The organism is Bombella mellum (assembly GCF_014048465.1).
Taxonomy (GTDB): Bacteria; Pseudomonadota; Alphaproteobacteria; order Acetobacterales; family Acetobacteraceae; genus Bombella; species Bombella mellum.
The window spans coordinates 1-22,281 of record NZ_PDLY01000004.1; the positions used below are offsets into that span (position 1 = coordinate 1).

Annotated in this window: 20 protein-coding genes and 4 tRNA genes; 8 read left to right on the forward strand and 16 right to left on the reverse strand. The window is 62.2% G+C overall.

Translation table 11 applies throughout. From position 1 onward, the window contains the following. Positions 1–368: 368 nt before the first annotated feature. Both clpB and CPA56_RS06565 read right to left on the reverse strand, forming a co-directional pair. Positions 369–2,969: an ATP-dependent chaperone ClpB gene (clpB, locus tag CPA56_RS06560; protein WP_182041230.1), complete on the reverse strand. Its 2,601-nt coding sequence runs from the start codon at positions 2,967–2,969 to the stop codon at positions 369–371. A gap of 234 nt (positions 2,970–3,203) precedes the next feature. Next, positions 3,204–3,809 carry a YqgE/AlgH family protein gene (locus CPA56_RS06565; RefSeq protein ID WP_182041231.1) on the reverse strand — a complete coding sequence of 202 codons (606 nt, stop codon included), beginning with the start codon at positions 3,807–3,809 and terminating at the stop codon, positions 3,204–3,206. An 83-nt stretch (positions 3,810–3,892) separates the two neighbouring features. Here CPA56_RS06565 and CPA56_RS06570 point away from each other — a divergent pair, with 83 nt between their 5' ends. Then, a complete protein-coding gene (locus CPA56_RS06570) occupies positions 3,893–4,654 on the forward strand; it encodes an SDR family NAD(P)-dependent oxidoreductase (protein ID WP_182041232.1) in 762 nt (253 codons plus the stop codon). Between the two features lie 32 nt (positions 4,655–4,686). Here CPA56_RS06570 and CPA56_RS06575 read toward each other — a convergent pair whose 3' ends face one another. Together CPA56_RS06575 and CPA56_RS06580 are read right to left on the reverse strand one after the other, a co-directional pair. Beyond that, on the reverse strand, positions 4,687–6,489 hold the full coding sequence (locus tag CPA56_RS06575; RefSeq protein WP_182041233.1) for a DEAD/DEAH box helicase: 1,803 nt from the start codon (positions 6,487–6,489) through the stop codon (positions 4,687–4,689). A 131-nt stretch (positions 6,490–6,620) separates the two neighbouring features. Continuing rightward, a complete protein-coding gene (locus CPA56_RS06580) occupies positions 6,621–7,256 on the reverse strand; it encodes a class I SAM-dependent methyltransferase (protein WP_326831308.1) in 636 nt (211 codons plus the stop codon). 193 nt (positions 7,257–7,449) lie between these two features. Here CPA56_RS06580 and dapF point away from each other — a divergent pair, with 193 nt between their 5' ends. The 3 genes from dapF to ftsY are packed head-to-tail and all read left to right on the forward strand — an operon-like array spanning position 7,450 to position 10,429. After that, positions 7,450–8,259: a diaminopimelate epimerase gene (gene dapF / locus CPA56_RS06585; RefSeq protein WP_182041234.1), complete on the forward strand. Its 810-nt coding sequence runs from the start codon at positions 7,450–7,452 to the stop codon at positions 8,257–8,259. Further along, positions 8,256–9,470 (forward strand): MiaB/RimO family radical SAM methylthiotransferase, encoded by a 1,215-nt coding sequence (locus CPA56_RS06590; protein WP_182041235.1) that lies wholly within the window; start codon positions 8,256–8,258, stop codon positions 9,468–9,470. The genes dapF and CPA56_RS06590 overlap by 4 nt, the downstream gene beginning before the upstream one ends. Positions 9,471–9,514: 44 nt before the next feature. Next, positions 9,515–10,429, forward strand: a complete 915-nt coding sequence (ftsY, locus tag CPA56_RS06595) for a signal recognition particle-docking protein FtsY (protein WP_182041236.1) — start codon at positions 9,515–9,517, stop codon at positions 10,427–10,429. Positions 10,430–10,692: 263 nt separating this feature from the next. Here ftsY and CPA56_RS06600 read toward each other — a convergent pair whose 3' ends face one another. The 9 genes from CPA56_RS06600 to CPA56_RS06640 all read right to left on the reverse strand — a co-directional run bounded on the left by CPA56_RS06600 (position 10,693) and on the right by CPA56_RS06640 (position 18,616). After that, on the reverse strand, positions 10,693–11,082 hold the full coding sequence (locus CPA56_RS06600; RefSeq protein WP_182041237.1) for a hypothetical protein: 390 nt from the start codon (positions 11,080–11,082) through the stop codon (positions 10,693–10,695). Between the two features lie 141 nt (positions 11,083–11,223). Beyond that, complete coding sequence (locus CPA56_RS06605; RefSeq protein WP_182041238.1) at positions 11,224–12,513, reverse strand: adenylosuccinate synthase; 1,290 nt, start codon at positions 12,511–12,513, stop codon at positions 11,224–11,226. Between the two features lie 48 nt (positions 12,514–12,561). Next, a complete protein-coding gene (locus CPA56_RS06610; protein ID WP_182041239.1) occupies positions 12,562–13,707 on the reverse strand; it encodes an ATP phosphoribosyltransferase regulatory subunit in 1,146 nt (381 codons plus the stop codon). After that, a complete protein-coding gene (locus CPA56_RS06615) occupies positions 13,704–14,870 on the reverse strand; it encodes a phosphoserine transaminase (protein WP_182041240.1) in 1,167 nt (388 codons plus the stop codon). Before CPA56_RS06615 ends, CPA56_RS06610 begins: the two co-directional genes overlap by 4 nt. A 184-nt stretch (positions 14,871–15,054) precedes the next feature. Further along, positions 15,055–15,139, reverse strand: a tRNA-Leu gene (locus CPA56_RS06620). 115 nt (positions 15,140–15,254) lie between these two features. Next, a complete protein-coding gene (gene argC / locus CPA56_RS06625; protein ID WP_182041241.1) occupies positions 15,255–16,166 on the reverse strand; it encodes an N-acetyl-gamma-glutamyl-phosphate reductase in 912 nt (303 codons plus the stop codon). A gap of 48 nt (positions 16,167–16,214) precedes the next feature. Beyond that, on the reverse strand, positions 16,215–16,724 hold the full coding sequence (locus tag CPA56_RS06630; protein WP_182041242.1) for a GNAT family N-acetyltransferase: 510 nt from the start codon (positions 16,722–16,724) through the stop codon (positions 16,215–16,217). A 21-nt stretch (positions 16,725–16,745) separates the two neighbouring features. Next, positions 16,746–18,425, reverse strand: coding sequence for an energy-dependent translational throttle protein EttA (ettA, locus tag CPA56_RS06635; RefSeq protein ID WP_182041243.1), 1,680 nt, complete (start codon positions 18,423–18,425; stop codon positions 16,746–16,748). Positions 18,426–18,542: 117 nt separating this feature from the next. After that, positions 18,543–18,616: transfer RNA gene (locus CPA56_RS06640), tRNA-Ile, on the reverse strand. Between the two features lie 205 nt (positions 18,617–18,821). On the opposite strand from CPA56_RS06640, the gene ppa reads away from it, so the two are divergent. Further along, on the forward strand, positions 18,822–19,346 hold the full coding sequence (gene ppa / locus CPA56_RS06645; protein ID WP_182041443.1) for an inorganic diphosphatase: 525 nt from the start codon (positions 18,822–18,824) through the stop codon (positions 19,344–19,346). 137 nt (positions 19,347–19,483) lie between these two features. On the opposite strand, the gene CPA56_RS06650 is transcribed toward ppa, so the two are convergent. Together CPA56_RS06650 and CPA56_RS06655 are read right to left on the reverse strand one after the other, a co-directional pair. After that, positions 19,484–19,558 (reverse strand) — tRNA-Gly (locus CPA56_RS06650). Positions 19,559–19,596: 38 nt separating this feature from the next. Then, a tRNA-Gly gene (locus CPA56_RS06655) sits at positions 19,597–19,671 on the reverse strand. Between the two features lie 176 nt (positions 19,672–19,847). Between CPA56_RS06655 and CPA56_RS06660 the strand changes: the two genes are divergently transcribed. From CPA56_RS06660 to CPA56_RS06670, 3 genes are all read left to right on the forward strand, one after another. Beyond that, positions 19,848–20,768, forward strand: a complete 921-nt coding sequence (locus CPA56_RS06660) for a tetratricopeptide repeat protein (protein WP_182041244.1) — start codon at positions 19,848–19,850, stop codon at positions 20,766–20,768. 98 nt (positions 20,769–20,866) lie between these two features. Next, positions 20,867–21,544 carry an LON peptidase substrate-binding domain-containing protein gene (locus CPA56_RS06665; RefSeq protein WP_326831309.1) on the forward strand — a complete coding sequence of 226 codons (678 nt, stop codon included), beginning with the start codon at positions 20,867–20,869 and terminating at the stop codon, positions 21,542–21,544. A 90-nt stretch (positions 21,545–21,634) separates the two neighbouring features. Next, positions 21,635–21,817 (forward strand): Trm112 family protein, encoded by a 183-nt coding sequence (locus CPA56_RS06670; RefSeq protein WP_182041246.1) that lies wholly within the window; start codon positions 21,635–21,637, stop codon positions 21,815–21,817. Positions 21,818–21,865: 48 nt separating this feature from the next. On the opposite strand, the gene CPA56_RS06675 is transcribed toward CPA56_RS06670, so the two are convergent. Then, positions 21,866–22,258 (reverse strand): hypothetical protein, encoded by a 393-nt coding sequence (locus CPA56_RS06675; protein WP_182041247.1) that lies wholly within the window; start codon positions 22,256–22,258, stop codon positions 21,866–21,868. Between the last annotated feature and the right edge of the window lie 23 nt (positions 22,259–22,281).

Here is a 22,281-nt window from a genome sequence, read left to right on the forward strand (position 1 = left end):
TTCAACGCATCAAACTTAAAGTCAGATACATCAGCTTCCGTCTTCCATCAGCCTTCGCCAACGAAAACGCCGCCAACATATCCCTTCCAGTCTCTACTTTATAACCCATATTCTCTTGTCAATGATCACCCCAACCGCCCCAGAACTTCCGCTCCAGCGCCGCCGGTGAATGGGCTTATACGCAGATACCCACACACGGTCAACACGATTCCCGAAACTTTCTCAAAGTTTCTTCACTCAATCCTAAAAAACCCCAGAAAACAGCCACATAAACCCAAAAACACAGCCCCCAGCGAATCACCCCCACCAAAAAGAATCGACAGCAGAAAAAAGGCCGCCCCCTAGGGGGCGGCCTTCCATCACACCATTCAGCTCTGGGCTGCCGAATGTCCATTTATGAGCAGTCCCTGATCATTGGCCGAGATGGTCACCTCATCTCCGTCATGGATGGTCCCTTCCAGCAGGAGACCGGCCAGAGGGTTCTGCAACTCACGCTGGATCACCCTCTTCAGCGGACGGGCACCATAGACCGGATCATACCCGGCCTCGGCCATCCACTCCCGTGCCTTCTCATCCAGAGACAGGGTGATCTTGCGGTCAGCCAGGAGATGCCGCAGGCGGCCCAGCTGAATCTCCACGATCTGCCCCATATCCGCCCGCTGGAGACGGGAGAAAAGAATGATCTCGTCCAGACGGTTCAGGAATTCCGGCCGGAAATGCGCCCGGACAACCTCCATCACCTCATTCCGTACGGATTCGGTTGATTCACCGTCCTTCTGATGCGCCAGAATCTCGGAGCCGAGATTGCTGGTCAGCACGATGATCGTATTGCGGAAATCCACCACACGACCCTGCCCGTCCGTCAGGCGGCCATCATCCAGCACCTGAAGCAGGATGTTGAAGACATCCTCATGCGCCTTCTCCACCTCATCAAAGAGGATGACCTGATAGGGACGCCGCCGCACGGCCTCGGTCAGCACGCCACCCTCATCGTAACCGACATACCCCGGAGGGGCACCGATCAGACGGGAGACGGAGTGCTTCTCCATGAACTCGCTCATGTCGATCCGCAGCAGGGCACGCTCATCATCAAAGAGGAACTGCGCCAGCGTCTTGGCAAGCTCGGTCTTGCCCACACCGGTCGGACCAAGGAACAGGAAGGAACCGATCGGGCGGTTGGGGTCCTGCAACCCGGCACGGGCACGGCGCACGGCATTGGATACGGCCACCAAGGCCGATTCCTGCCCCACGACACGCTCACGCAGCACGGACTCCATCCGCATGAGCTTGGCACGCTCGCCCTCCAGCATCCGGTCCACCGGCACGCCGGTCCAGCGGGACACGACGGCGGCGATTCCCTGATCCGTCACGGTATCAGCAAACAGAGACATACCGTCAGACTGGGCCTCCACCTGCTGGGCCTGCTCGATCTGACGTTCCAGCTCCGGGATACGGCTGTACATCAGCTCGGATGCCCGCTGGAGATTCCCCTGACGCTGCGCCACCTCGACCTCGGACCGGGCATGGTCGAGTTCTTCCTTGTATTTCTGCACGGCGTTCATGCGGTCTTTCTCCGCATGCCAGGCCGCACTCATCGCATCAGACTTCTCCTGAAGGTCAGCCAGTTCAGCTTCCAGAGCTTCCAGACGCTCACGGGAGGCCGTGTCATCCTCCTTGCGAATGGCCTCACGCTCGATCTTCAGCTGGATGATACGGCGGTCCAGCTCATCCAGAGCCTCAGGCTTGCTGTCAATCTGCATCCGCAGGCGGCTGGCCGCCTCGTCAATCAGGTCGATGGCCTTGTCCGGCAGGAAACGGTCCGTGATGTAGCGGTTGGACAGGGTCGCTGCGGAAACCAGCGCATTGTCGGTAATCCGCACCCCATGATGCAGCTCGTACTTCTCCTTGATCCCACGCAGGATGGAGATCGTGTCCGCCACGGACGGCTCACCCACAAAGACCGGCTGGAAGCGACGGGCCAGAGCGGCATCCTTCTCGATATATTTGCGGTACTCGTCCAAGGTCGTGGCACCAAGACAGTGCAGCACACCCCGGGCCAGCTCCGGCTTGATGAGATTGGACGCATCCATTGCCCCGCTGGAACGCCCTGCGCCAACGAGCGTATGCATCTCATCAATGAAGAGGATGATCTGCCCCTCGGCACTCTCAATCTCCTTGAGGACGGCCTTCAGACGTTCCTCAAACTCACCCTGATATTTCGCACCGGCAATCAGTGCCCCCATGTCGAGGGAAAGCAGCTTCTTGTTGCGCAGAGCCTCCGGCACATCGCCATTGACGATACGCAGGGCCAGCCCCTCCACGATGGCGGTCTTGCCAACGCCGGGTTCACCAATCAGCACGGGATTGTTCTTGCTGCGACGTGCCAGCACCTGAATGGCCCGGCGGATTTCCTCGTCACGCCCGATGACCGGGTCCAGCTTGCCTTCCTGCGCCTGGGCCGTCACGTCACGGGCATATTTCTTCAGCGCATCAAAATTGTTCTCTGCCGAGGCCGAATCCACGGTCCGCCCCTTGCGGACGGTCGCAATCGCCTTTTCCAGAGCCTGGGCAGACGCCCCGCCCTGCCGCAGGGCCTCACCGGCCGGAGTCCTGCTTACGGCAATCCCTGCCAGCAGACGGTCCTGCGCCACGAAACTGTCACCAGCCGCCTTGGCAGCCGCTTCCGCACCATCCAGCACCCGCACGAAATCAGGCGTCGGCTGGGGCTGGGACGCCCCGCTGCCCTGCACGGCCGGCAGTTTGGCCAGAGCCGCATCATTGGCCTGCCGGACGACCTTCGGGTCCCCGCCTGCGGCACGGATCAGCCCTGCCGCCGCACCCTGCTCGTCATCCAGCAGGGCCTTGAGCAGATGCTCCGGCGTCAGCTGCTGATGATAGTCCCGCAGGGCGATGGTCTGGGCTGCCTGAAGGAACCCCTGGCTACGCTCCGTAAATTTCTGAATATCCATGATATCTGCCTCTCTTTCTCGCCCCAGTCCTGGCAGCGACGAATGTTCAGCCCGCCCCGGTATGGCGACAGACCGTGCCTAAAATTTAGGCACGATCATGCCCGTTTCAAGAGGGCATTTCCGAATTCATGTGCCGGAACAACTGTCCGCACGGAGAGTCCGGAACCTTTCAGGCATGTGAAGTCTGAGACGAAAGCAGGAAACGGGCAATAGAAAGGCAGCCCCGCAGAAAGCTTATGCCTCCCCGACCGCAGCGGAGAGGGAGGACGGCTCCAGCCCGACACTGGCCAGGGCACGCTGCCACTTCGTGGACGGGTCCACACCGAAGACGATCTCCTCATCCGCCGGGACGACATACCAGGCATTGCCATGCAGTATCTCTTCCTCCAGCTGCCCGGCCGCCCATGACGAATGACCGAGCAGAAGCATGGCCTGCCGTGGCCCCCGGCCTGCCGCCAGCTCCCGGATCATCTCGAGGCTGGCACTGACCTCCGCCACGGGCTGCTCCTCCGGCAGGACGGTCAGGCGGTTCCCCATCCTGCCACGGCCGATCCCGCCTCCCTCTGGAGAATGAAGGACGAAACCACGGCCCGGCTCCACCGGCCCGCCAACACCCACACCAAAGAGACGCTGCGGCGGGTTGGGAGACACGTCCAGATGACGCAGCAGCTCACTGATGTCCGGATGTGTCAGCCGACGGTTAACGATCATCCCCATGGCCCCCTCCTCGGAATGGGCGCAGAGATAGATGACCGTCTGGGCAAACTCCGTTCCCGCAAGAACGGGGCTGGCAACCAGCAGACGGCCCGTCAATGTCTCGGTCGGCTCAAGAATCGGCATGAACACCTCTTACAAACAGAACATCCGGCGATCATAACAGAAGATGGTCCTGTTTTTTATTCATCATGCACGGAGTCCTGACCATGACACAGCCACAGACCATCCTCGTCACGGGGGCCACATCCGGTTTTGGCCGCAGCATCGCCTCACGGCTGGTCCGGGAAGGACACCGTGTCATCGCCACGGGCCGCCGGAGTGAACGGCTGGCCAGCCTGCATGAGGAACTCGGCAGCACGCTCCTCCCCCTCACGCTGGACATGAGCGACCGGGCCGCCCTGCGTGCCCTGCCCGGAAGCCTGCCGGAAGGCTGGCAGGACGTGGATGTCCTCATCAACAATGCCGGGCTGGCACTGGGAGTCACACCAGCGCAGGATTCCAGCGTTGATGACTGGGAAACCATGATCGACACGAACATCTCCGGCCTCGTGGAGATCACCCATGCCCTGCTCCCCGGCATGATCAAACGGGGGCAGGGCTATGTCCTCTCCATCGGCAGCACGGCGGGTCATTACGCCTATCGAGGCGGGAATGTCTACGGAGCCACGAAAGCCTTTGTCTCCCAGTTCATGAAGAACCTGCGGACGGACCTGCTCGGCACGCCCCTACGTGTCACGACCATTGAACCCGGTCTCGTGGGCGGCAGCGAGTTCAGCAACGTGCGGCTGCGTGATGATGCAAAGGCACGTGCCGTCTATGAGAACACCACGCCCCTGATGCCTGCCGACATCGCAGAAACCGTCTCATGGCTGATCGGGCTGCCTGCCCACATGAACGTGAACCATCTGGAACTCATGCCCGTCTGTCAGGCATCCGGCGGGCTGGCCGTCATGAAAAAGGAGGGGTAACCCCCTCCTTCTCCAATCCAGCAACGATGGGATCAGCTCCGGCGGCGGGTGGATTTCTCGCCGCTGCGGGCCGGGCCAGAACGACGCTTGAAGGATGACGGGCCACGGCCCCCTTCCCGGCCTTCACGCCCCTCACGACGTCCGCCACCGGGGCCACCAAAACGCCCTTTCGGCGCACCGAAGCGACGTCCGCCCGGCGGGCCACCACGGCCACGGCGGGGACCTGCCCCACCGGCAGGAGCCTCGGCCGGCTCGATGGTCACCTCGTCCTGTTCCGCTCCTGCCCGGCAGGCATTGAAGCGGGCCAGCTTCTCATCGGAAATCTGGAAGAGCGTGTCATCCTGCTGGATGCAGATGTTGCCGATATCCCTCTTCTGCACACCGCCAAGACGGCAGATGAGCGGAATCAGCCATTTCGGGTCGGCCTTCTCGCTGCGTCCCACCCCAAGGCGGAACCACGACCCGGCCATCTCATACCCACGTCCCCCCTCACGGGCGGCACCACGGGCTGGCGGCTCGACGGACACGGGACGGATGTCCTCCACACGGGGCAGATGCGCCTTGTGGAATCCGACCAGAGCCTGAGCCAGCTGCGTGGCATCGAAACGTTCCGTCAGCCTGGCCACGATCTCTTCCGGCACTACAACAGAGGCTTCCCCAGTCAGGATCGGATCTTCCAGCAGACGCTGCGCATCCTGCTCGGCAATGGCCTCTGCCGTCGGTACCGGCTCCCAGTCAGCCTTCACACGGGCCTGCGCCAGAACACGCTCCGCCTTGCGCCGCTGGTTGAACGGCACCATCAGCACGCTCACGCCCTTGCGCCCCGCACGGCCCGTACGGCCGGAACGGTGCAGGAACGTGTCGGAAGAAGACGGCACACTGGCATGAACGACCAGCCCGAGAGCCGGAACGTCAATGCCACGGGCCGCCACATCAGTGGCCACGCAGACACGGGCGGCACCGGAGCGCAGGCTCTCGATGGCCCGGGAGCGTTCATTCTGTCCCATCTCGCCGGAAATGGCGACGGAGGCGAAGCCCCGCTCCAGCAGGGCCGCCTGGACCTGATTCACCAGCAGGCGGGTGTTGCAGAACACCATGGCCGTCTGGCTCTCATAATAGCGCAGCACATTAACGAGCGACCGTTCCACCTCCTGCGGGGCCGTGACCACGCAACGATGGGTGATGTCGGCATGCTGCTTCTGGCCGGAGACCGTATCGATCCGCCTGGCATCCTGCTGATAACGCCGTGCCAGGGAGGCAATCTCCCGGGCGATCGTGGCGGAAAACAGCAGGGTGCGTCGTTCCTTCGGAGACGCATCCAGCAGCTGCTCCAGCTCCTCGCGGAAGCCCATGTCCAGCATCTCGTCAGCCTCGTCCAGCACGACGACACGCAGCCCCGTCAGGTCCAGCTTGCCACGGGAAAGATGGTCACACAGACGGCCCGGCGTACCGACGACAATATGGGCACCACGCTCCAGGGAACGGGCCTCACGGCGGGCATCCGTCCCACCGATGCAGCTGGCAATGCGGGCACCCGTCTCGGCATAGAGCCATGAAAGTTCCATCTGTACCTGCATGGCCAGCTCACGGGTCGGGGCGATCACCAGGGCCAGCGGGGAGCGGGTCGGGGCCATCCGGTCCCCTTCCGTCAGCAGGTCGGAGGCAAAGGCCAGACCGAACGCCACCGTCTTGCCAGAACCCGTCTGCGCGGAGACGAGCAGGTCACGCCCTTCCAGTCCCGGCTCCAGCACCGCCTCCTGCACGGGGGTCGGCTGTTCATAACCACGCTCGGCCAGGGCACGGGTCAGGGCGGGATGGGTATCAGGAAAAGGCATCGTCAACGAACACTCGGTCATACACATGCTGCCACGAACCAGACTGTGACAGCCAGAAAAGCGGTGAATACCCCTTTATGCCCTGCAAGGCCAGAGACGATCACCACCAAAATTGCACGGCGGCTTCCACCTCAGCCAGCCACGGGACGGCGGCCTATGACGGCCCGCACCGTATCCTGCCACGCCGTCAGGTCCTCCGGCGGCACGACCTCACCCGTATCCAGCTCCGCAAAGCCGGCCCGCTGCATGAGCGCACTGGTAAGACGCACCCGGTCTTCCGGCTCCAGGGCCTGCCAGATGGCCACGGCCTTGGTCGGCACGAACCTGTCGGAAAAACTGACGATCAGCGGCGCACCGGGACGCAGGACACGGAACAGCTCCTCCACGACCTGCTGCGGCCTGGTCAGATAGGCCAGCCCGTCACACAGGAGGGCACCGTCAAAGCTCGCATCCTCGAAAGGCAGGACCGGCGTACTGTTGAGATCCTGCTCCACGGACCGGCCCAGAGCCTGATTCGCCCCGAGGGCCGCACCGCTGACATCCAGTCCGACGAATTCCTGAAAGGTGGCATCCTCGGGCAGATGGCTCATGGCTCCGCACATCAGGTCCAGCGTGCGTCCTCCCACGGGCAGGGCGGTACGGTACAGGGCGGTGATGGCCGTGCGGGCCCCCATGTCCATCAGGGAGTCTAGGTCCTGCCGTGCCCAGAAGGCTCCATCCGGCTCAGATGATGCCTGTGTGAACGCTTTTTCGTGTAGGCCCTGCACGCTGTCCCCTCTCTGCTGTCCCTCTGTCCGGCCCCTAATATAGGGCGGCCATACCTGCGAACAATGGCTTTCTTCCCCATGAGTCACGCTACCTCTTCATCAAGAAAAGATGAAGCAATGTTCAAGTCCTATTTTACCCGAACGATACAACATTATAGAAGGAACAACTTTCATCACGTCTCAGAGGGGCATCATGAGCATTTCATTCACAAAAATGCACGGGCTGGGGAATGATTTCGTCATTCTGGATGGCAGGGAGAAACCCTTGTCCCTGTCCACCGCTCTCATCAGCCGCCTCTGCAACCGCCGCACCGGCGTGGGATGCGACCAGCTCGTCACACTCTCGGCACCGACACAGGATGGGGCCGACGTGCTGGTCCGCTTCTTCAATCCGGACGGGTCGGAATCCGGGGCCTGCGGCAATGCCTCCCGCTGCGTTGCCGCCCTGCTGGGCGGAAACCCGACCCTCCAGACACAGGGTGGCCTCCTGCCTACCTCACAGGAAGACGGGCTGATCTCCGTCCTGATGGGCAAGCCCCATCTGGACTGGCAGAACATCCCTCTCGCCCGGGAATGCGACACGGCCCATCTGCCTCTTCATGACGGAGCGGCCTGCTCCATGGGCAATCCCCATCTGACGCTCTTCCGCTCCATTGAGGATGCCGCCACGATGGGGCCTGAGCTGGAGCTTGATCCCCTCTTCCCGGAGCGGGTGAATGTCGGCTTTGCGGAAATCCTGTCTCCCACCCACATCCTTCTCCGTGTCTGGGAGCGGGGTGCCGGACTGACGCTGGCCTGCGGGTCCGGAGCCTGTGCTGCGGTCGTCAATGCCGTGCGGCGGGGACTCGTGGAGCGGACATGCCGCGTGACCATGGAGTGCGGCTCCCTGGCCATCACGTGGCAGGACGACGATTCCGTCATGATGACCGGCACGGCCCAGACCGTCTTCACGGGCACGCTGGATGAGGACTGGCTGGATGACGGACAGACGCCCACGCCATGAGCGTCACCCTTCTCACCTTCGGCTGCCGCCTGAACGCCCATGAGAGCGACACCATGGAGCATCTGGCCCGTCAGGGGCAGGCGCAGGACGGGAAGACCATCATCGTCAACACATGCACGGTGACGGCGGAGGCCGAACGGCAGGCCCGCCAGACCATCCGCCGTGCCCACCGGGAAAACCCGACAGCCCGCATCATCGTGACGGGCTGTGCCTCCGAGCGGGCGGCGGAGGCATGGGCCACCCTGCCGGGTGTCAGCCGGGTGATCCCCAATACGGAAAAGACGCTCCCGGCCACATGGGGCCTGCCTGATGAGGCGGGACGGGCTCCCCCACCATCCCGCCACATCCGTGCTCTCCTCCAGGTCCAGCAAGGCTGCGACAATGACTGTACCTTCTGCGTCATCCCAGCGGGACGGGGTCAGTCCACCTCCATGGCCCCGGAGGCGATCATTCCGAAGGCCCGTGCCCTCACGGAGGCCGGACATTGCGAGATCGTCCTGACAGGCGTGGACATCGCCTCATGGCAGCGGAACGGCATGGGGCTGGGCCAGCTCTGCCGTCACCTGCTGGATGAGGTGCCGGAGATCGCCCGCCTGCGTCTCTCCTCCATCGACCCCATGATTCTCCGGCCTGACACGGGCGACAGGGCCTTCTGGGACCTGATTGCGGATGAACCCCGCTTCATGCCGCATCTGCATCTTTCCCTTCAGGCCGGGTCCGACCTCATCCTGAAGCGCATGAAACGCCGCCACGGCACGGCAGACGTGGCCGGGCTGATAAGTCAGGTCCGCCGCCTGCGGCCTGATACCGGCTTCGGGGCCGACGTGATTGCCGGTTTCCCGACCGAGACGGAGGCCCTCTTTCAGGAAACACATGATTTTCTGGCAGAACAGGCCATTCCCTTCCTCCATGTCTTTCCCTACAGCGAACGCCCCGGCACACCGGCAGCCCGGATGCCCGCCATGCCCAGATCCACACGGCAGGAGCGTGCCGCCAGACTGCGGACACTGGGCCAGACCATACGGGACCGCTTCCTTCACCGCTTTGTCGGGCAGGAGAAGACCGTCCTCATGGAAAGCCCGACAGCAGGCCACACGCCGGAGTTCGCCGCCTTCACCCTTCAGGGCGCATCCTCATCCCGGCGGGGCAGGCTGGAACGCATCCGCCTGACAGGCGTGCAGGACGGAATGCTCATCGCAGAAATCCCCTGAGCAGGGCTTGACGGCTCCCCCCTTCTCGCACCAATTCGACAGTCATGGCTGGATTTTTTTCTCGACTCAAACAGGGTCTGTCCCGTTCAAGCGCACGCCTCAATGCGGTGTTTGTCAAACGGCAACTTGATGATGAAACACTTGAAGAACTCGAAGACGAGCTGATCGCCGCCGACCTTGGCCCTGCCGTGGCCGGGCGGATCATCGAGCAGTTCCGTGAAAAGAGCTTCGGGGAGCACATCACCCCGGAGGAAATCCGCCAGACGCTGGCCGCAGAGATTTCCCGGGTTCTGGAACCCGTGGCCCAGCCTTTCGAACTGGACGACAGCAGGAAACCGCATGTCGTGCTGGTGGTGGGCGTCAATGGTGTGGGCAAGACCACGACCATCGGCAAGATCGCCCACCAGTATCACCATCAGGGCAGGTCCGTCATGATGGTGGCGGGAGATACCTTCCGGGCGGCCGCCGTCGAACAGCTCCAGATATGGGGGGAACGCACCGGCTCACCGGTCATCGCTGGCAAGCCGAGAGGCGATGCCGCCGGACTGGCCTATGACGGGCTGAAACGGGCCACGGAGGAAAAGGCCGATCTTCTCCTCGTGGATACGGCGGGCCGCCTGCATAATCGTCAGGCCCTGATGGATGAACTGGCCAAGATCATCCGGGTAATGCAGAAATTCGACCCTTCCGCACCACACAGCGTCCTGCTGGTGCTGGATGCCACCACCGGGCAGAATGCCATCGAGCAGGTGCGGGCCTTCCGGGAGCTTGTGAATGTCAGCGGGCTGGTGGTGACCAAGCTGGATGGTTCCGCTCGTGGTGGAATCGTGGTGGCCCTGGCCGAACAGTTCAGGCTGCCTGTCCATCTTGTCGGCGTTGGCGAGCAGGCCGAAGATCTGCGACCTTTCTCCGCTGAAGATTATGCCCGTGGGCTGGTCGGCGACGCCAAAGCGGAGTAGCCTGTCCCCGTCCACGGAAATCGAGTGGACACCCGCCTAGAAGGAGGCTTTCTTCATGTTCAGAGTACTTTTTAGATTCGCTGTCGAGACCGCCATGACAGTTGTCGTCGGAAAGGTCTTGAAGAAACTGCTGGACAGGCTGTTCCCTGACAACAGGGCCTGAACGGCAGGTCAGGCTGTCCTCAACGGGACATCAGACGAAAAAGGGAGTGTCCAGAGACTGGACACTCCCTTTTTTTGCATGCATGCCAGCCCAAGGACGCTCAGTCCGCCACACCATTATGCGTGGCAATCTTGGACATGGAGAACGTATGATGCCAGACGTGCCCTTTGTCATCATAAATGATCAGAACCGTCTTGGCCTTTCCGTGTCTTCCGTTTGAAAACGCCGAGTAATAAGGAATGTAGTTCTCCCCATTCTCATGCAGCGTCTTGAACTCATACTTCCATACTTCACGGCCGCCATCCGTATAGTTGATCTCCAGCGGATCCCCGAACATGGTCTTGACCTGGTCCTTGGTCGTCACCCCATCCTGAATTTTCTGGTCGACCGTTGCTGCCGTCTCATCCTTGATGGAACGATTGCCATAAGACGAACATCCTGCCAAGGCAAACACCAAGGCCATGCCTCCTGCACACAGTATCTTCCTCATGCGGAAAGAGACTCCTCCTTCATGGAACACCACAACCCAAGACCAGACATGATCCCGGCAAGACATTGTCTAGAATGTCAAACATGAAAAGGCCAGCCTACAAAAGGCTGGCCTTTTCAAATGCTACCTGTCGTGGATTATTCAGCCCTCGAAAGGATCCGTCACGAGGATGGTGTCCTCACGCTCCGGGCTGGTGGACAGCAGGGTGACCGGCGTACCGATCAGCTCCTCGATACGACGGACATACTTGATGGCCTGCGCCGGCAGTTCTGCCCAGGAACGGGCACCTCCGGTCGTCTCGTTCCAGCCCGGCATGGTCTCCAGAACGGGTTTCACACGGGCCTGGGCCCCCGGTGCGGAAGGGAAACTGTCAATCTTCTGGCCGTCCAGCTCATAACCGACGCAGATGGACACTTCCTTCATGCCATCCAGAATGTCCAGCTTCGTCAGGGCCACGCCACTCACGCCACCAACACGCACGGCCCGGCGGACCATGGCCGCATCGAACCAGCCACAGCGGCGGGGACGGCCCGTTACGGTCCCGAACTCACGCCCACGTTCGGCCATGCCCTTTCCGACCTCATCAAACAGCTCGGAAGGGAAAGGCCCTTCACCAACACGGGTTGTGTAAGCCTTGGCAATGCCCAGCACGAACCCGACGGATTTCGGGCTCATGCCGCTGCCGGAAGCCGCAATGGCCGCCACCGTGTTGGAGCTTGTCACGAAAGGATAGGTCCCGTGGTCCACATCCAGCATGACAGCCTGTGCCCCCTCGAAGAGGATACGCTTGCCAGCCCGGTCCGCCTCGGCCAGACGGTCCCACGCACAGCAGGCATAGGGCAGGAGACGGGGCGTGATCTCCTTCAGGAAGTCCAGAATCTGCTGCTTGGTGAAGGTTTCCGCTCCCAGACCAGCCAGAAGCGTGTTGTGATGGAGTAGAAGCTCATCGATCTTCCAGTCCAGCGTTTCGGGCTCGGAAAGATCGCAGATGCGGATGGCCCGGCGGGCCACCTTGTCCTCATAGGCCGGACCGATGCCACGGCCTGTCGTGCCGATCTTGTGGTTGCCACGGGCAACCTCACGGGCACGGTCCAGCGCACCATGCAGGGGCAGGATGAGAGGAGCCGTCTCGGCAATCCAGAGCGTTTCCGGCGTGACGGTCAGTCCCTGTTCCGTCACACGGTCGATCTCGCTCATCAGGGCCTTGGGGTCCACCACCACGCCATTGCCGATAACGCCAATCTTCCCGCCAACCAGACCGGAAGGAAGCAGGGAAAGCTTGTAGACCTGATCGTTCACGACCAGCGTATGGCCGGCATTGTGCCCGCCCTGAAAGCGGACAACGATATCGGCCCGGCTGGCCAGCCAGTCAACGATCTTGCCTTTACCCTCATCGCCCCACTGGGTTCCGATTACGGTAACATTGGCCATAAGAATGTCTTCCCTCAACGTCTCACGATGGCAGCCCCTGCCAGCACCTCAGCGTGCCAATGCGACGGGTTTTCCATCTTTCCAGATATGGCTGCACCGCAGATGATGCGCCTCCTGCTCCATCTCGCCTGATTCCCCAAGCGATGCGATCGTGGCATAGCCTGCCTCATGCAGGCTGGACAAGACCTCTGCCGCCATGATGGATGGCACGAGGCACCGTTTCCGCCGTTTCGGCTTTTCTGCAACCCGCAGGAAGGCATGGGGGTTGAGGGTCAGCCCGCAGGCCGGCTCCTCCCCGGCCAGATAGCGGCCGCCACGCCCCAGCTCCTCACGGGAATACATGGCAAAAACCGTCACGCAGACCCCCGTATGATACCGCCAGCCCCGGAAATCCACCGGGTCCACTGTCAGGCGGGCATCCGGCATACGGGCCAGAATCGCCGCCACGTCAGCCTTCAGCCGTTCGACATGAGGTTTCAGCATGTCGGGGAAATCCAGCATCTCCAGCTTTTCCAGAGCTGTGGCGGCAGGGCCGACGGCCGCCATCATGCCCAGAAGAAGCTCCGCCCACGGGCCGCCACAGTCCCGCACGGCGGCGGCATCCCGCCTGTCCAGCGCATGGATGATGCTGTCCCGCTCGGTGCCAGAGAAGCTCTCCTCAATCAGGCTCCAGATCATGACGGGCATGGAAAGATCAAAGGACACGTTGGCAATGCCCAGACGGGCCAGAGCCTCCGCCCCAAGGGCGATCACCTCGGCATCCGCCTCGGCCCTGTCCGGGCCGATCAGCTCGATTCCGGCCTGCGATATCTGCCGCTGCCCCTCACGGCCAAGCGTGCCGATCACCACACAGTCCCCTGCATAGGAGAGACGGAGCGGGCGGGGACTGTCCTGCATCCGCACCGCAGCAATGCGGGCAATCTGGGTCGTCATGTCCGGCCGCAGGGCCATCATCCGGTGGGAGGACGGATCCAGCAGACGGAAACTCTGCTCCGCCAGGGCCTCACCGGCTCCGCTCAGCAGGGAGCCTTCAAACTCCAGCAGAGGCGGACGGACACGCTCATACCCATGGCACGAAAACACGTCCATCACTTCAGCAAGGCCACGGGCCTCCGCCTCCGCCTCGGCGGGGAGAAGGTCCACGAACCCCATCGGCAGCAGAGCAGGACTGGATGTCTCGGGACCGTTGATCATGACGCAGCAAACTTCTCTTCGATACGGGCAAAGGCCCAGTCAAGCCAGGGCAGCAGGGCCTCGATGTCCTCGGCCTCCACCGTGGCCCCTCCCCAGATGCGCAGACCGGCGGGCGCATCACGATAACCAGCCAGATCGTACCCGGCCTTTTCCTCTTCCAGAAGGCCCGTCATGGCCTTGATGACCCTGGACCGGTCCGCATCATCCAGTGCCTCAAACCACGGGGCGGTGATCTTCAGGCAGATGGAGGTGCAGGAGCGTGTCTCTTTCTTCTCGCTGAGGAAGGCCACCCAGTCACGGTCCGCCACCCAGCGTTCCACGATGGACAGATTCCTGCGGGAGCGGGCCTTGAGGGCTTCCAGCCCTCCAATGGATTCAGCCCAGCGCAGGCCATCCAGCGCATCCTCCACGCAGAGCATGGACGGCGTGTTGATGGTGTCCCCCCGGAATATGGCCTCATTCAGCCCTTTTTTATTGGTCAGGCGGAAAATCTTGGGCAACGGCCTCTGGTTGCCCTCTTCCAGCCGCCGGACCGCCTTCGGGCTGAGGGCCACCATGCCATGAGCTGCCTCACCGCCCAGGGCCTTCTGCCAGGACCATGTGACGACATCCAGCCGGTCCCACGGAAGGTCCATCGCAAAGGCGGCCGAGGTGGCATCACAGATCACGAGGCCGTCATGCTGCGCCGGGACGCTCTCCACGGAGGGGATGCAGACGCCTGATGTCGTGCCGTTCCATGTCAGCACCACATCATGGGACCAGTCGATCTGCGCCATGTCCGGCAGCTCGCCATAGGGAGCCTCCAGAACACGCAGGTCTTCCAGCCTCAGGATGTCCTTCAGGTCCTGCGCCCACGTGCCGGAAAAGCTCTCGAAGGACAGGACATCCATGCCACGCTGCCCTGCCAGTGCCCAGAGGATCATCTCCACGGCTCCCGTGTCGGAGGCCGGAACAATGCCAACCTGCCAGTCCTCCGGTATACCCAGCAGGGCCGCCGACCGGGTGATGACCTCATGGAGCCGCGCCCGTCCTTCTGCCGCACGATGGGACCGCCCGAGGAAAGCCCCCTTCAGGGCCTCTGGTGTCCAGCCCGGACGTTTGACACATGGGCCGGATGAAAAATAGGGCCGCCGGGGACGGTGCGAAGGCTTGGCTGCGGTCATGATTGGCAGGTCATCCATGATTCAGAAGGCGCAAGACACCGCACGTCCCCACCACAGGCAGGCGGCAGCGGCCCCTCACGGCAAACGGTTACTTTTTTCCTAGGTGTCACAGGCACCAGAAGGGGTCAAGCCAGCTCATCCCGGCCGGGCCACCCATCACTTCACTGTCATGTCCTGCAAAATATGGTGCGAAAGAGGGGACTCGAACCCCTATGCCTTGCGGCGGTCGATTTTGAGCCGACTGCGTCTACCAGTTCCGCCACTCTCGCCCATCAGTCCACTTCTCCTTCAGGAAGAGAAGACGGCCCGCTTATAAAATATCTGGTCCCAAAGAACCAGTAGAAGGGGCAGAAAAAATCCACCCCTGCCCCTGTTACTGCCGGTTCAGGCAATATCCTGCCCGCTCATCAGCAGGATGTTACGCATGGCCGCACCGGAGGCCCCCTTGCCGAGATTGTCCAGAGACGCCGTCAGAAGGGCCTGCCCGCTATGGCCACTCACCCGCAGCTCCATGTCATCCCGGCCCGCCATGACCTCGGCCACCAGCTTCGGCTCGGACTCCACGACACGGATGGTTTTCGCATTCCTGTAGAACTCCCTGAGGACAGCCGTGACATCCTCGATCATCGGCACGCCGGGGAGGGACACCAGATGCAGCGGAATGGACACGATCATCCCCTGAGGGAAGTGCCCGACAGACGGCACGAACAGCGGATTGCGTGTCAGGCCGCTATACTGCGTCATTTCCGGCAGATGCTTGTGCTGAAGATTCAGGCCATAAAGGAAAAAGGCCGGGCCACCCGCCTCTTCCTGCTGCTCGATCATCGTACGGCCACCGCCGCTATAGCCGGACACCGCATTGATGGACACATGAGCGTCCACCGGCAGCAGTCCCGCCTGAACCAGCGGCCTCAGCAGGGCGATGGCACCCGTCGCATAACAGCCGGGATTGCTGACGAACCGGGCCTTCCTGATCCGTTCCGGTTGGGTAGCATCCAGCTCCGGCAGACCATAGACCCAGTCCGGATTGACCCGATGGGCCGTGCTGGCATCCAGAAAACGGGTACCCGTGTCCTGCCCCAGGGCCACGGCCTCACGGGCCGCATCGTCCGGCAGGCACAGCACGGTGATGTCGGCCTGTGCCATGAGGTCGTGACGGGCCTGAGGGTCCTTCCGCTGGGCAGGGTCAATGCTCAGCAGCTTCAGGTCATGGCGGTCCGCCACGGCCTCGACACGCCGACGGATGCCCAGCCCCGTCGTTCCGGCCTCACCATCAATGAATATGTGCGTCGTCATCGTCCCGGCTTCCCTGTTGCCTGTCCCCTGTGACCGGGGCGGAGCCGTTCACCACTGGAACAGCATCCGTCTCTTTTCATACAGGAGCATGATGTGCCCGTCCCGCTCGAACTGGTCAAGCAGGCTCATGCCGATGCTGCCCAGCACGATGCGGGAGGGCCGGTTGTCCTCACGGGCGACGGCGACGACACGCTCCACCCCCGCATCCAGCACGAAGGTGAGGGCCGTACCGGCAGCCTCACGGGCGATGCCACGCCCGGCAGCCCACGGGAACAGGGCAAAACGCAGGCCGATTCCCCGGCCATCGGGACGTTCATGCACGCCCGTCATGCCGACGAAACGGCCCTGCTCGATAATGGAAAAGATGCCGATGCCCCGCTCGGCCCAGAAGGCCACGTCCTCGGCCATTTCGGCCTCGGCCCGGGCACGGTTGCGCACGCCACCCAGCATGGACCCGAACGCCCCGACATCCGCCTTCAGCCTCGCCATGTCCTCCATGTCCGGCCAGTTGACCGGACGGAGGATCAGGCGGGCCGTCCGCAGTTCATTGCCCAGCACGACACGCCGCCCGGAAGGCGATCAGCGTGTGATGGGGCGGTAACGGATGCGGCTCGGCTCCGTGGAATCAGGCCCCAGACGGCGGCGTTTGTCTTCCTCATACTGCTGGAAGTTGCCCTCGAACCACTCCACATGGCTGTCCCCCTCGAAGGCGAGGATATGCGTGGCCAGACGGTCGAGGAACCAGCGGTCATGGCTGATGACCACGGCACAGCCTGCGAAGGATTCCAAGGCATCCTCCAGCGCACGGAGCGTATCGACGTCCAGATCGTTGGTCGGTTCGTCGAGCAGCAGGACGTTGTTGTCCTCCTTGAGCATCTTGGCCAGATGCACGCGGTTGCGCTCACCACCGGAGAGGACGCCCAGACGCTTCTGCTGGTCCGGCCCCTTGAAGTTGAAGGCCCCGACATAGGCACGGGACGGCACGGCCCGCTTGCCCAGATGGATGACGTCCGTTCCGCCGGAAATTTCTTCCCAGACGGTCTTGCTGTCGTCCAGATCATTACGGGACTGGTCGACATAGCCCAGCCTGACCGTATCACCGATCTTCAGGGAGCCGGAATCAGGCTGCTCCTGCCCGGTGATCATCTTGAAGAGCGTGGACTTGCCGGCACCATTCGGCCCGATGACCCCCACGATTCCACCCGGCGGCAGCTTGAAATTGAGATTGTCGATCAGCTGGCGGTCACCAAAACCCTTGCAGAGATTCTCGGCCTCGATGACCGTCTGACCCAGACGGGGACCGGGCGTGATGACGATGTCCGCCGTGCCTCCAGCAGCCTCCTGCCCGGCAGCCAGCATTTCCTCGTAACGGGTGATACGGGCCTTGCTCTTGGCCTGACGGGCCTTGGGCGAACTGGCGATCCACTGCTGTTCCGCTGCGAGGGCACGCTGGCGGGAGCTTTCCTCTTTCTCCTCCTGGGCCAGACGCTTGCGCTTCTGCTCCAGCCAGGACGAGTAATTGCCCTCGAACGGATAGCCACGGCCACGCTCGATCTCGAGAATCCAGTTGGTGACGTTGTCGAGGAAGTAACGGTCATGGGTAATGACCATCACGGTGCCCTTGTATTCACGCAGGGTCTTTTCGAGCCATGCCACGCTCTCGGCGTCCAGATGGTTGGTCGGCTCATCGAGCAGCAGGATGTCGGGCTTCTCAAGCAGCAGGCGGCACAGGGCCACACGACGCTTCTCACCGCCGGAAAGCTTGTCCACCGGGCTGTCCGCCGGGGGGCAGCGCAGCGCATCCAGAGCGATCTCCAGATGACGGTCCAGCTCCCAGCCATCCTCGGCATCAATCTTTTCCTGAAGCTCGGCCTGCTCGGCGAGAAGGTCGTTCATCTCCTCGTCGGACATGGGTTCGGCAAACTTCATGGAGATTTCATTGAAACGCTCCACGGCCTTCTTCAGCGCACCGAAGCCCTGTGCGGCGTTCTCGCCCACGGTCAGGTTCGGGTCCAGCTGCGGCTCCTGCTCCAGATAGCCGATGCGGACACCCTCGGCTGCCCAGGCCTCACCGCCGAATTCTTTCTCGATTCCAGCCATGATCTTCAGCAGGGTGGACTTACCTGCGCCGTTCACGCCGAGGATACCGATCTTCACCCCCGGCAGGAAGGAGAGCGTGATCCCCTTGAACACCTCACGGCCGCCCGGATAGGACTTTGTGACGTCCTTCATGACATAGACATACTGATAGGCGGCCATGGACGGTCTCCTCTAGAACACACGGACAAATAGGCAGGAAGCAGGACTGTGCCCCCTGTCGCCCGGGGCGTTTCCCAACAAAACAGGCATGCCCCACACAATCATGGGGGCGTCACCTGCGCCCGGCAGGACTCGAACCCGCAACCTAGCCGTTATGAGCGGCCAGCTCTAACCAATTGAGCTACAGGCGCACAGACATTCCGCCACATCGCTCATGCACGATATTTTTTCAACCCCCTGCGGGGCAAAAACACGCCAGACAGGACAAATAATGCGCTTTCTTTTTCCCTGCTTCCCCGCAGCAGACAGGCCACAGGCAATACACATATACAACACCGGGCATATTCATTAATAATGCGCCCATCACATCACCCAAAGACACGGATGGAGCAGACGATGGACGTCACCAAGATTTCCCCCGGCAAGGACGTACCGCATGACATCAACGTCGTGATCGAGATTCCACAGGGGTCCCAGGTCAAGTACGAGGTGGACAAGGACAGCGGGGCCGTTTTCGTGGACCGTTTCCTCTTCACGCCGATGGCCTATCCGGCCGCCTACGGCTTCATCCCCAACACGCTGGCCGCTGATGGCGACCCGGTGGATGCGCTGGTCCTGACCCCGGCTGATGTCCTCCCCGGCAGCGTCATCCGTTCCCGCCCGATCGGCGTGCTGAAGATGGAAGATGAGAGCGGACAGGACGAGAAGCTGATCTGCGTGCCACATGACAAGATCCATCCGCAGTTCAGCAAGGTCGACTCTCTCGACCAGCTGCCGGAAATCACGCTGAAGGCCATCGCCCACTTCTTCGAGCGTTACAAGGACCTCGAACCCAACAAATGGGTGAAAGTCTCCGGCTGGGGCGACAAGGCCGAGGCTGGCAAGGTCATCGAAGCCGCCATTGCCGCAGCGAAGAAATAAGTCTTCATTGCGTCCTGAAGACGGGCAGTTCCTTCCGGGGGCTGTCCGTTTTTTTGTGCCCATGCGGCAGAGTGGAAGACGACAGATACAAAAAAAACCACCTCACCCGATCCGGCAAAGTGGTTCTTCCATCTTTCTGGAGCGGGCGAAGGGATTCGAACCCTCGACCCCAACCTTGGCAAGGTTGTGCTCTACCCCTGAGCTACGCCCGCATCACATTGTCACCAGCAGCTCTCCAGACCCTGAAATCTGGAGCGGGCGAAGGGATTCGAACCCTCGACCCCAACCTTGGCAAGGTTGTGCTCTACCCCTGAGCTACGCCCGCATGCTGTCGGTGGGAGGCTTATGCCCCAAAGAACGCCCTCATGCAATCCCCTCCCTGCATTTTATTTTCCTTTTTTGAAGGTTCCGGCCCCCTTGCCTCCGCAGGCCGAGGGAACAATCTTAATCAAAAAAGATCATGACATTACGTCCCCTTCCAGCTGACAGAGGTTACCGACCATGACAGACGCTCTCTTCCCCGCCAGCAGGTCTTCCCATGCGCTGGACGTGGACCAGTCGAGCTTCATGACGCAGGTTGTCGAGGCCAGCCGGGACGTTCCGGTTCTTGTGGAATTCCACACCCCCACCTCCGCTTCCTGCAGGAAACTGTCACCCGTGCTGGAAAAGGTCGTGCAGGCCACGGAGGGACGGATACGGCTGACACGGCTGGACGTGACCGCCAACCGCACCTTGGTTGCCCAGCTGCTCCAGATGGGCCTTCCCCTCCAGTCCGTGCCCATGGTAGTCGCCTTCTGGCAGGGGCAGGTCCGTGATCTTTTTCAGGGTGCCCAGCCGGAGGATGAGATCAGGACCTTTGTCGAACAGCTCCTGAAGGACAGCGGGCAGGCCATGCCTGTGGCGGAGCAGCTGAAGGCCGCCGATTCTGCCCTCAGGGCCGGGGAACTGGACACAGCCATCAATGGCTATACGGGCGTTCTCGAGGCCGACCCGGAAAAACCGGAAGGCTGGGCCGGTCTCATCCGCTGCATGATCGCCATGGATGACCCGGAAGGAGCCGAAGAGGCCGCCTCCCAGATTCCGGACGGCATCGCCACCAGCGAGCCGGTCACCAGTGCTCTGGCCTCCCTGAAACTCTATCAGGAGGGGCGGGAAGCCGCCGGAAAGCTCGGTGAAATCCGCCAGAAACTCGAGCAGTCCCCACAGGATGCCGCCCTGCTGGAGGAACTCGCCAAGGCCCTGAATGGGGCCGGTGAGCGGGAGGCCGCCGCACAGACCCTTCTGGACATCATCGCCCGGGACAGGGACGGAGCCGGACAGTCCGCCAGAACCGAACTGCTGAAGCTGTTCGACGCCTGGGGCATGACCGACCCTGCCACGCTGGCCGCACGGCGCAAGCTGTCTTCACTGCTGTTCTCATGACGCCTTTCTCATGACGCCTTCGCCCTGAGACCGGCCATAGCAGGGAAATGGTCCATCCACATGCGGTCCCTGCCCGCTTCCCACCGGAGGATGCCCCCGTGCCCGACCCACGCACTCCCGCCCTCAACACCACGTCCGGACTCAGGCGACACATCCCTGCCCTGACGGACATGACACTGGCGGACATTCCACCCCGCATTGGCCTCCTGCCCCTTGGAGACACGATTCTCCTGCCTCAGGGACAGCTTCCCCTCACGATCTTCGAGCCACGCTACCTGACCCTTCTGGAAGACAGCCTCGCCCACCACCGGCTCATCGGCATCATCCAGCCCATCGGGGCGGCCCGTTATGGCGACATGACGCCCCCGCTGGAATGTGTCGGCACCATCGGCCGGGTGACCTCCTTCATGGAGCAGGAAAGCGGCCAGTTTTTCATCACCCTGACAGGGGTGTGCCGCTTCCGGCTCCTCCAGGACCAGCTGACGGAACGGGGCTGGCGGGAAGGACGCATCAACGCCACGCCCTTCTCCCATGACCTGCTGGAATGCCCGTCCCTCCATCTGGACCGTCAGGACCTCGCCATCGTGCTGAAAGATTACGGGCAGCGTCACACGATCTCCATAAACTGGGACAATCTGAAGAAACTGGATGACAGCACGCTGCTGACGATGCTGCCCATGCTGCTCCCCTTCCCTGCCGACGTGAAACAGAGAATGCTGGAATGCAGCGGGCCGACCGAACGGGCCCACCAGCTGCTGGAGGAACTCGCCCGCTAGGCCCGAAAGAGGACCATATGTGGGACTGGTGCTCTGCCTGTGGGGCTTTTATGCTGGCTGTACCGTAACAGCCTGAACAGGAAGGCCACCATGACAAACCCTGCTCCCTCCCCAGAACTTCTGGCCCGCCTTGTCTGTCCCGTCACGAAAGGGCCAGTGCATTACGACCCTGCCAGCAACAGCATCATCAGCCTCAAGGCCGGGCTGGCCTTCCCCGTGCGTGACGGCATCCCCGTCATGCTGCCAGAGCAGGCCACGCAGCTGGAACGCTGAAAAGGCCTTCCGGCCCCTTTTCCGCCAGACAGTCCGGACCCTGTGTTTTCACCGTGTTTCCCGGGCTGGCGGCGGACCATAAGACGCCTCGGTATGTGTCTGGGCCGGGAAGTGGGGCAGGCCACCGCCGCTTCCCCCAGCACCGCCACCGCTGCCACCATCCGCCGTATGGACGGTACGCCCGGAGATTTCATCCGGCGTAGGCTGGATGGCCTGCACCATCGGCACCATGCCACCCGAATAGGGAGGCATGGGGTGATGAAGCTCCCGGAACGGCTTTTTGGGGTAGGCTTCCGTCATGTCCGCCTTGGGCAGATGTCTGGGAGCTTCGTCATCATCTTCTCCCGCACAGCCTGCCAGCAGGACACAGCCCATCAGACAGGCCCACAGGACCCGGCGCACCGGACGGTCAGACAGGGGAAGACGGAAATACGATGACATGACCCCAGCTTTATAGCATTTCT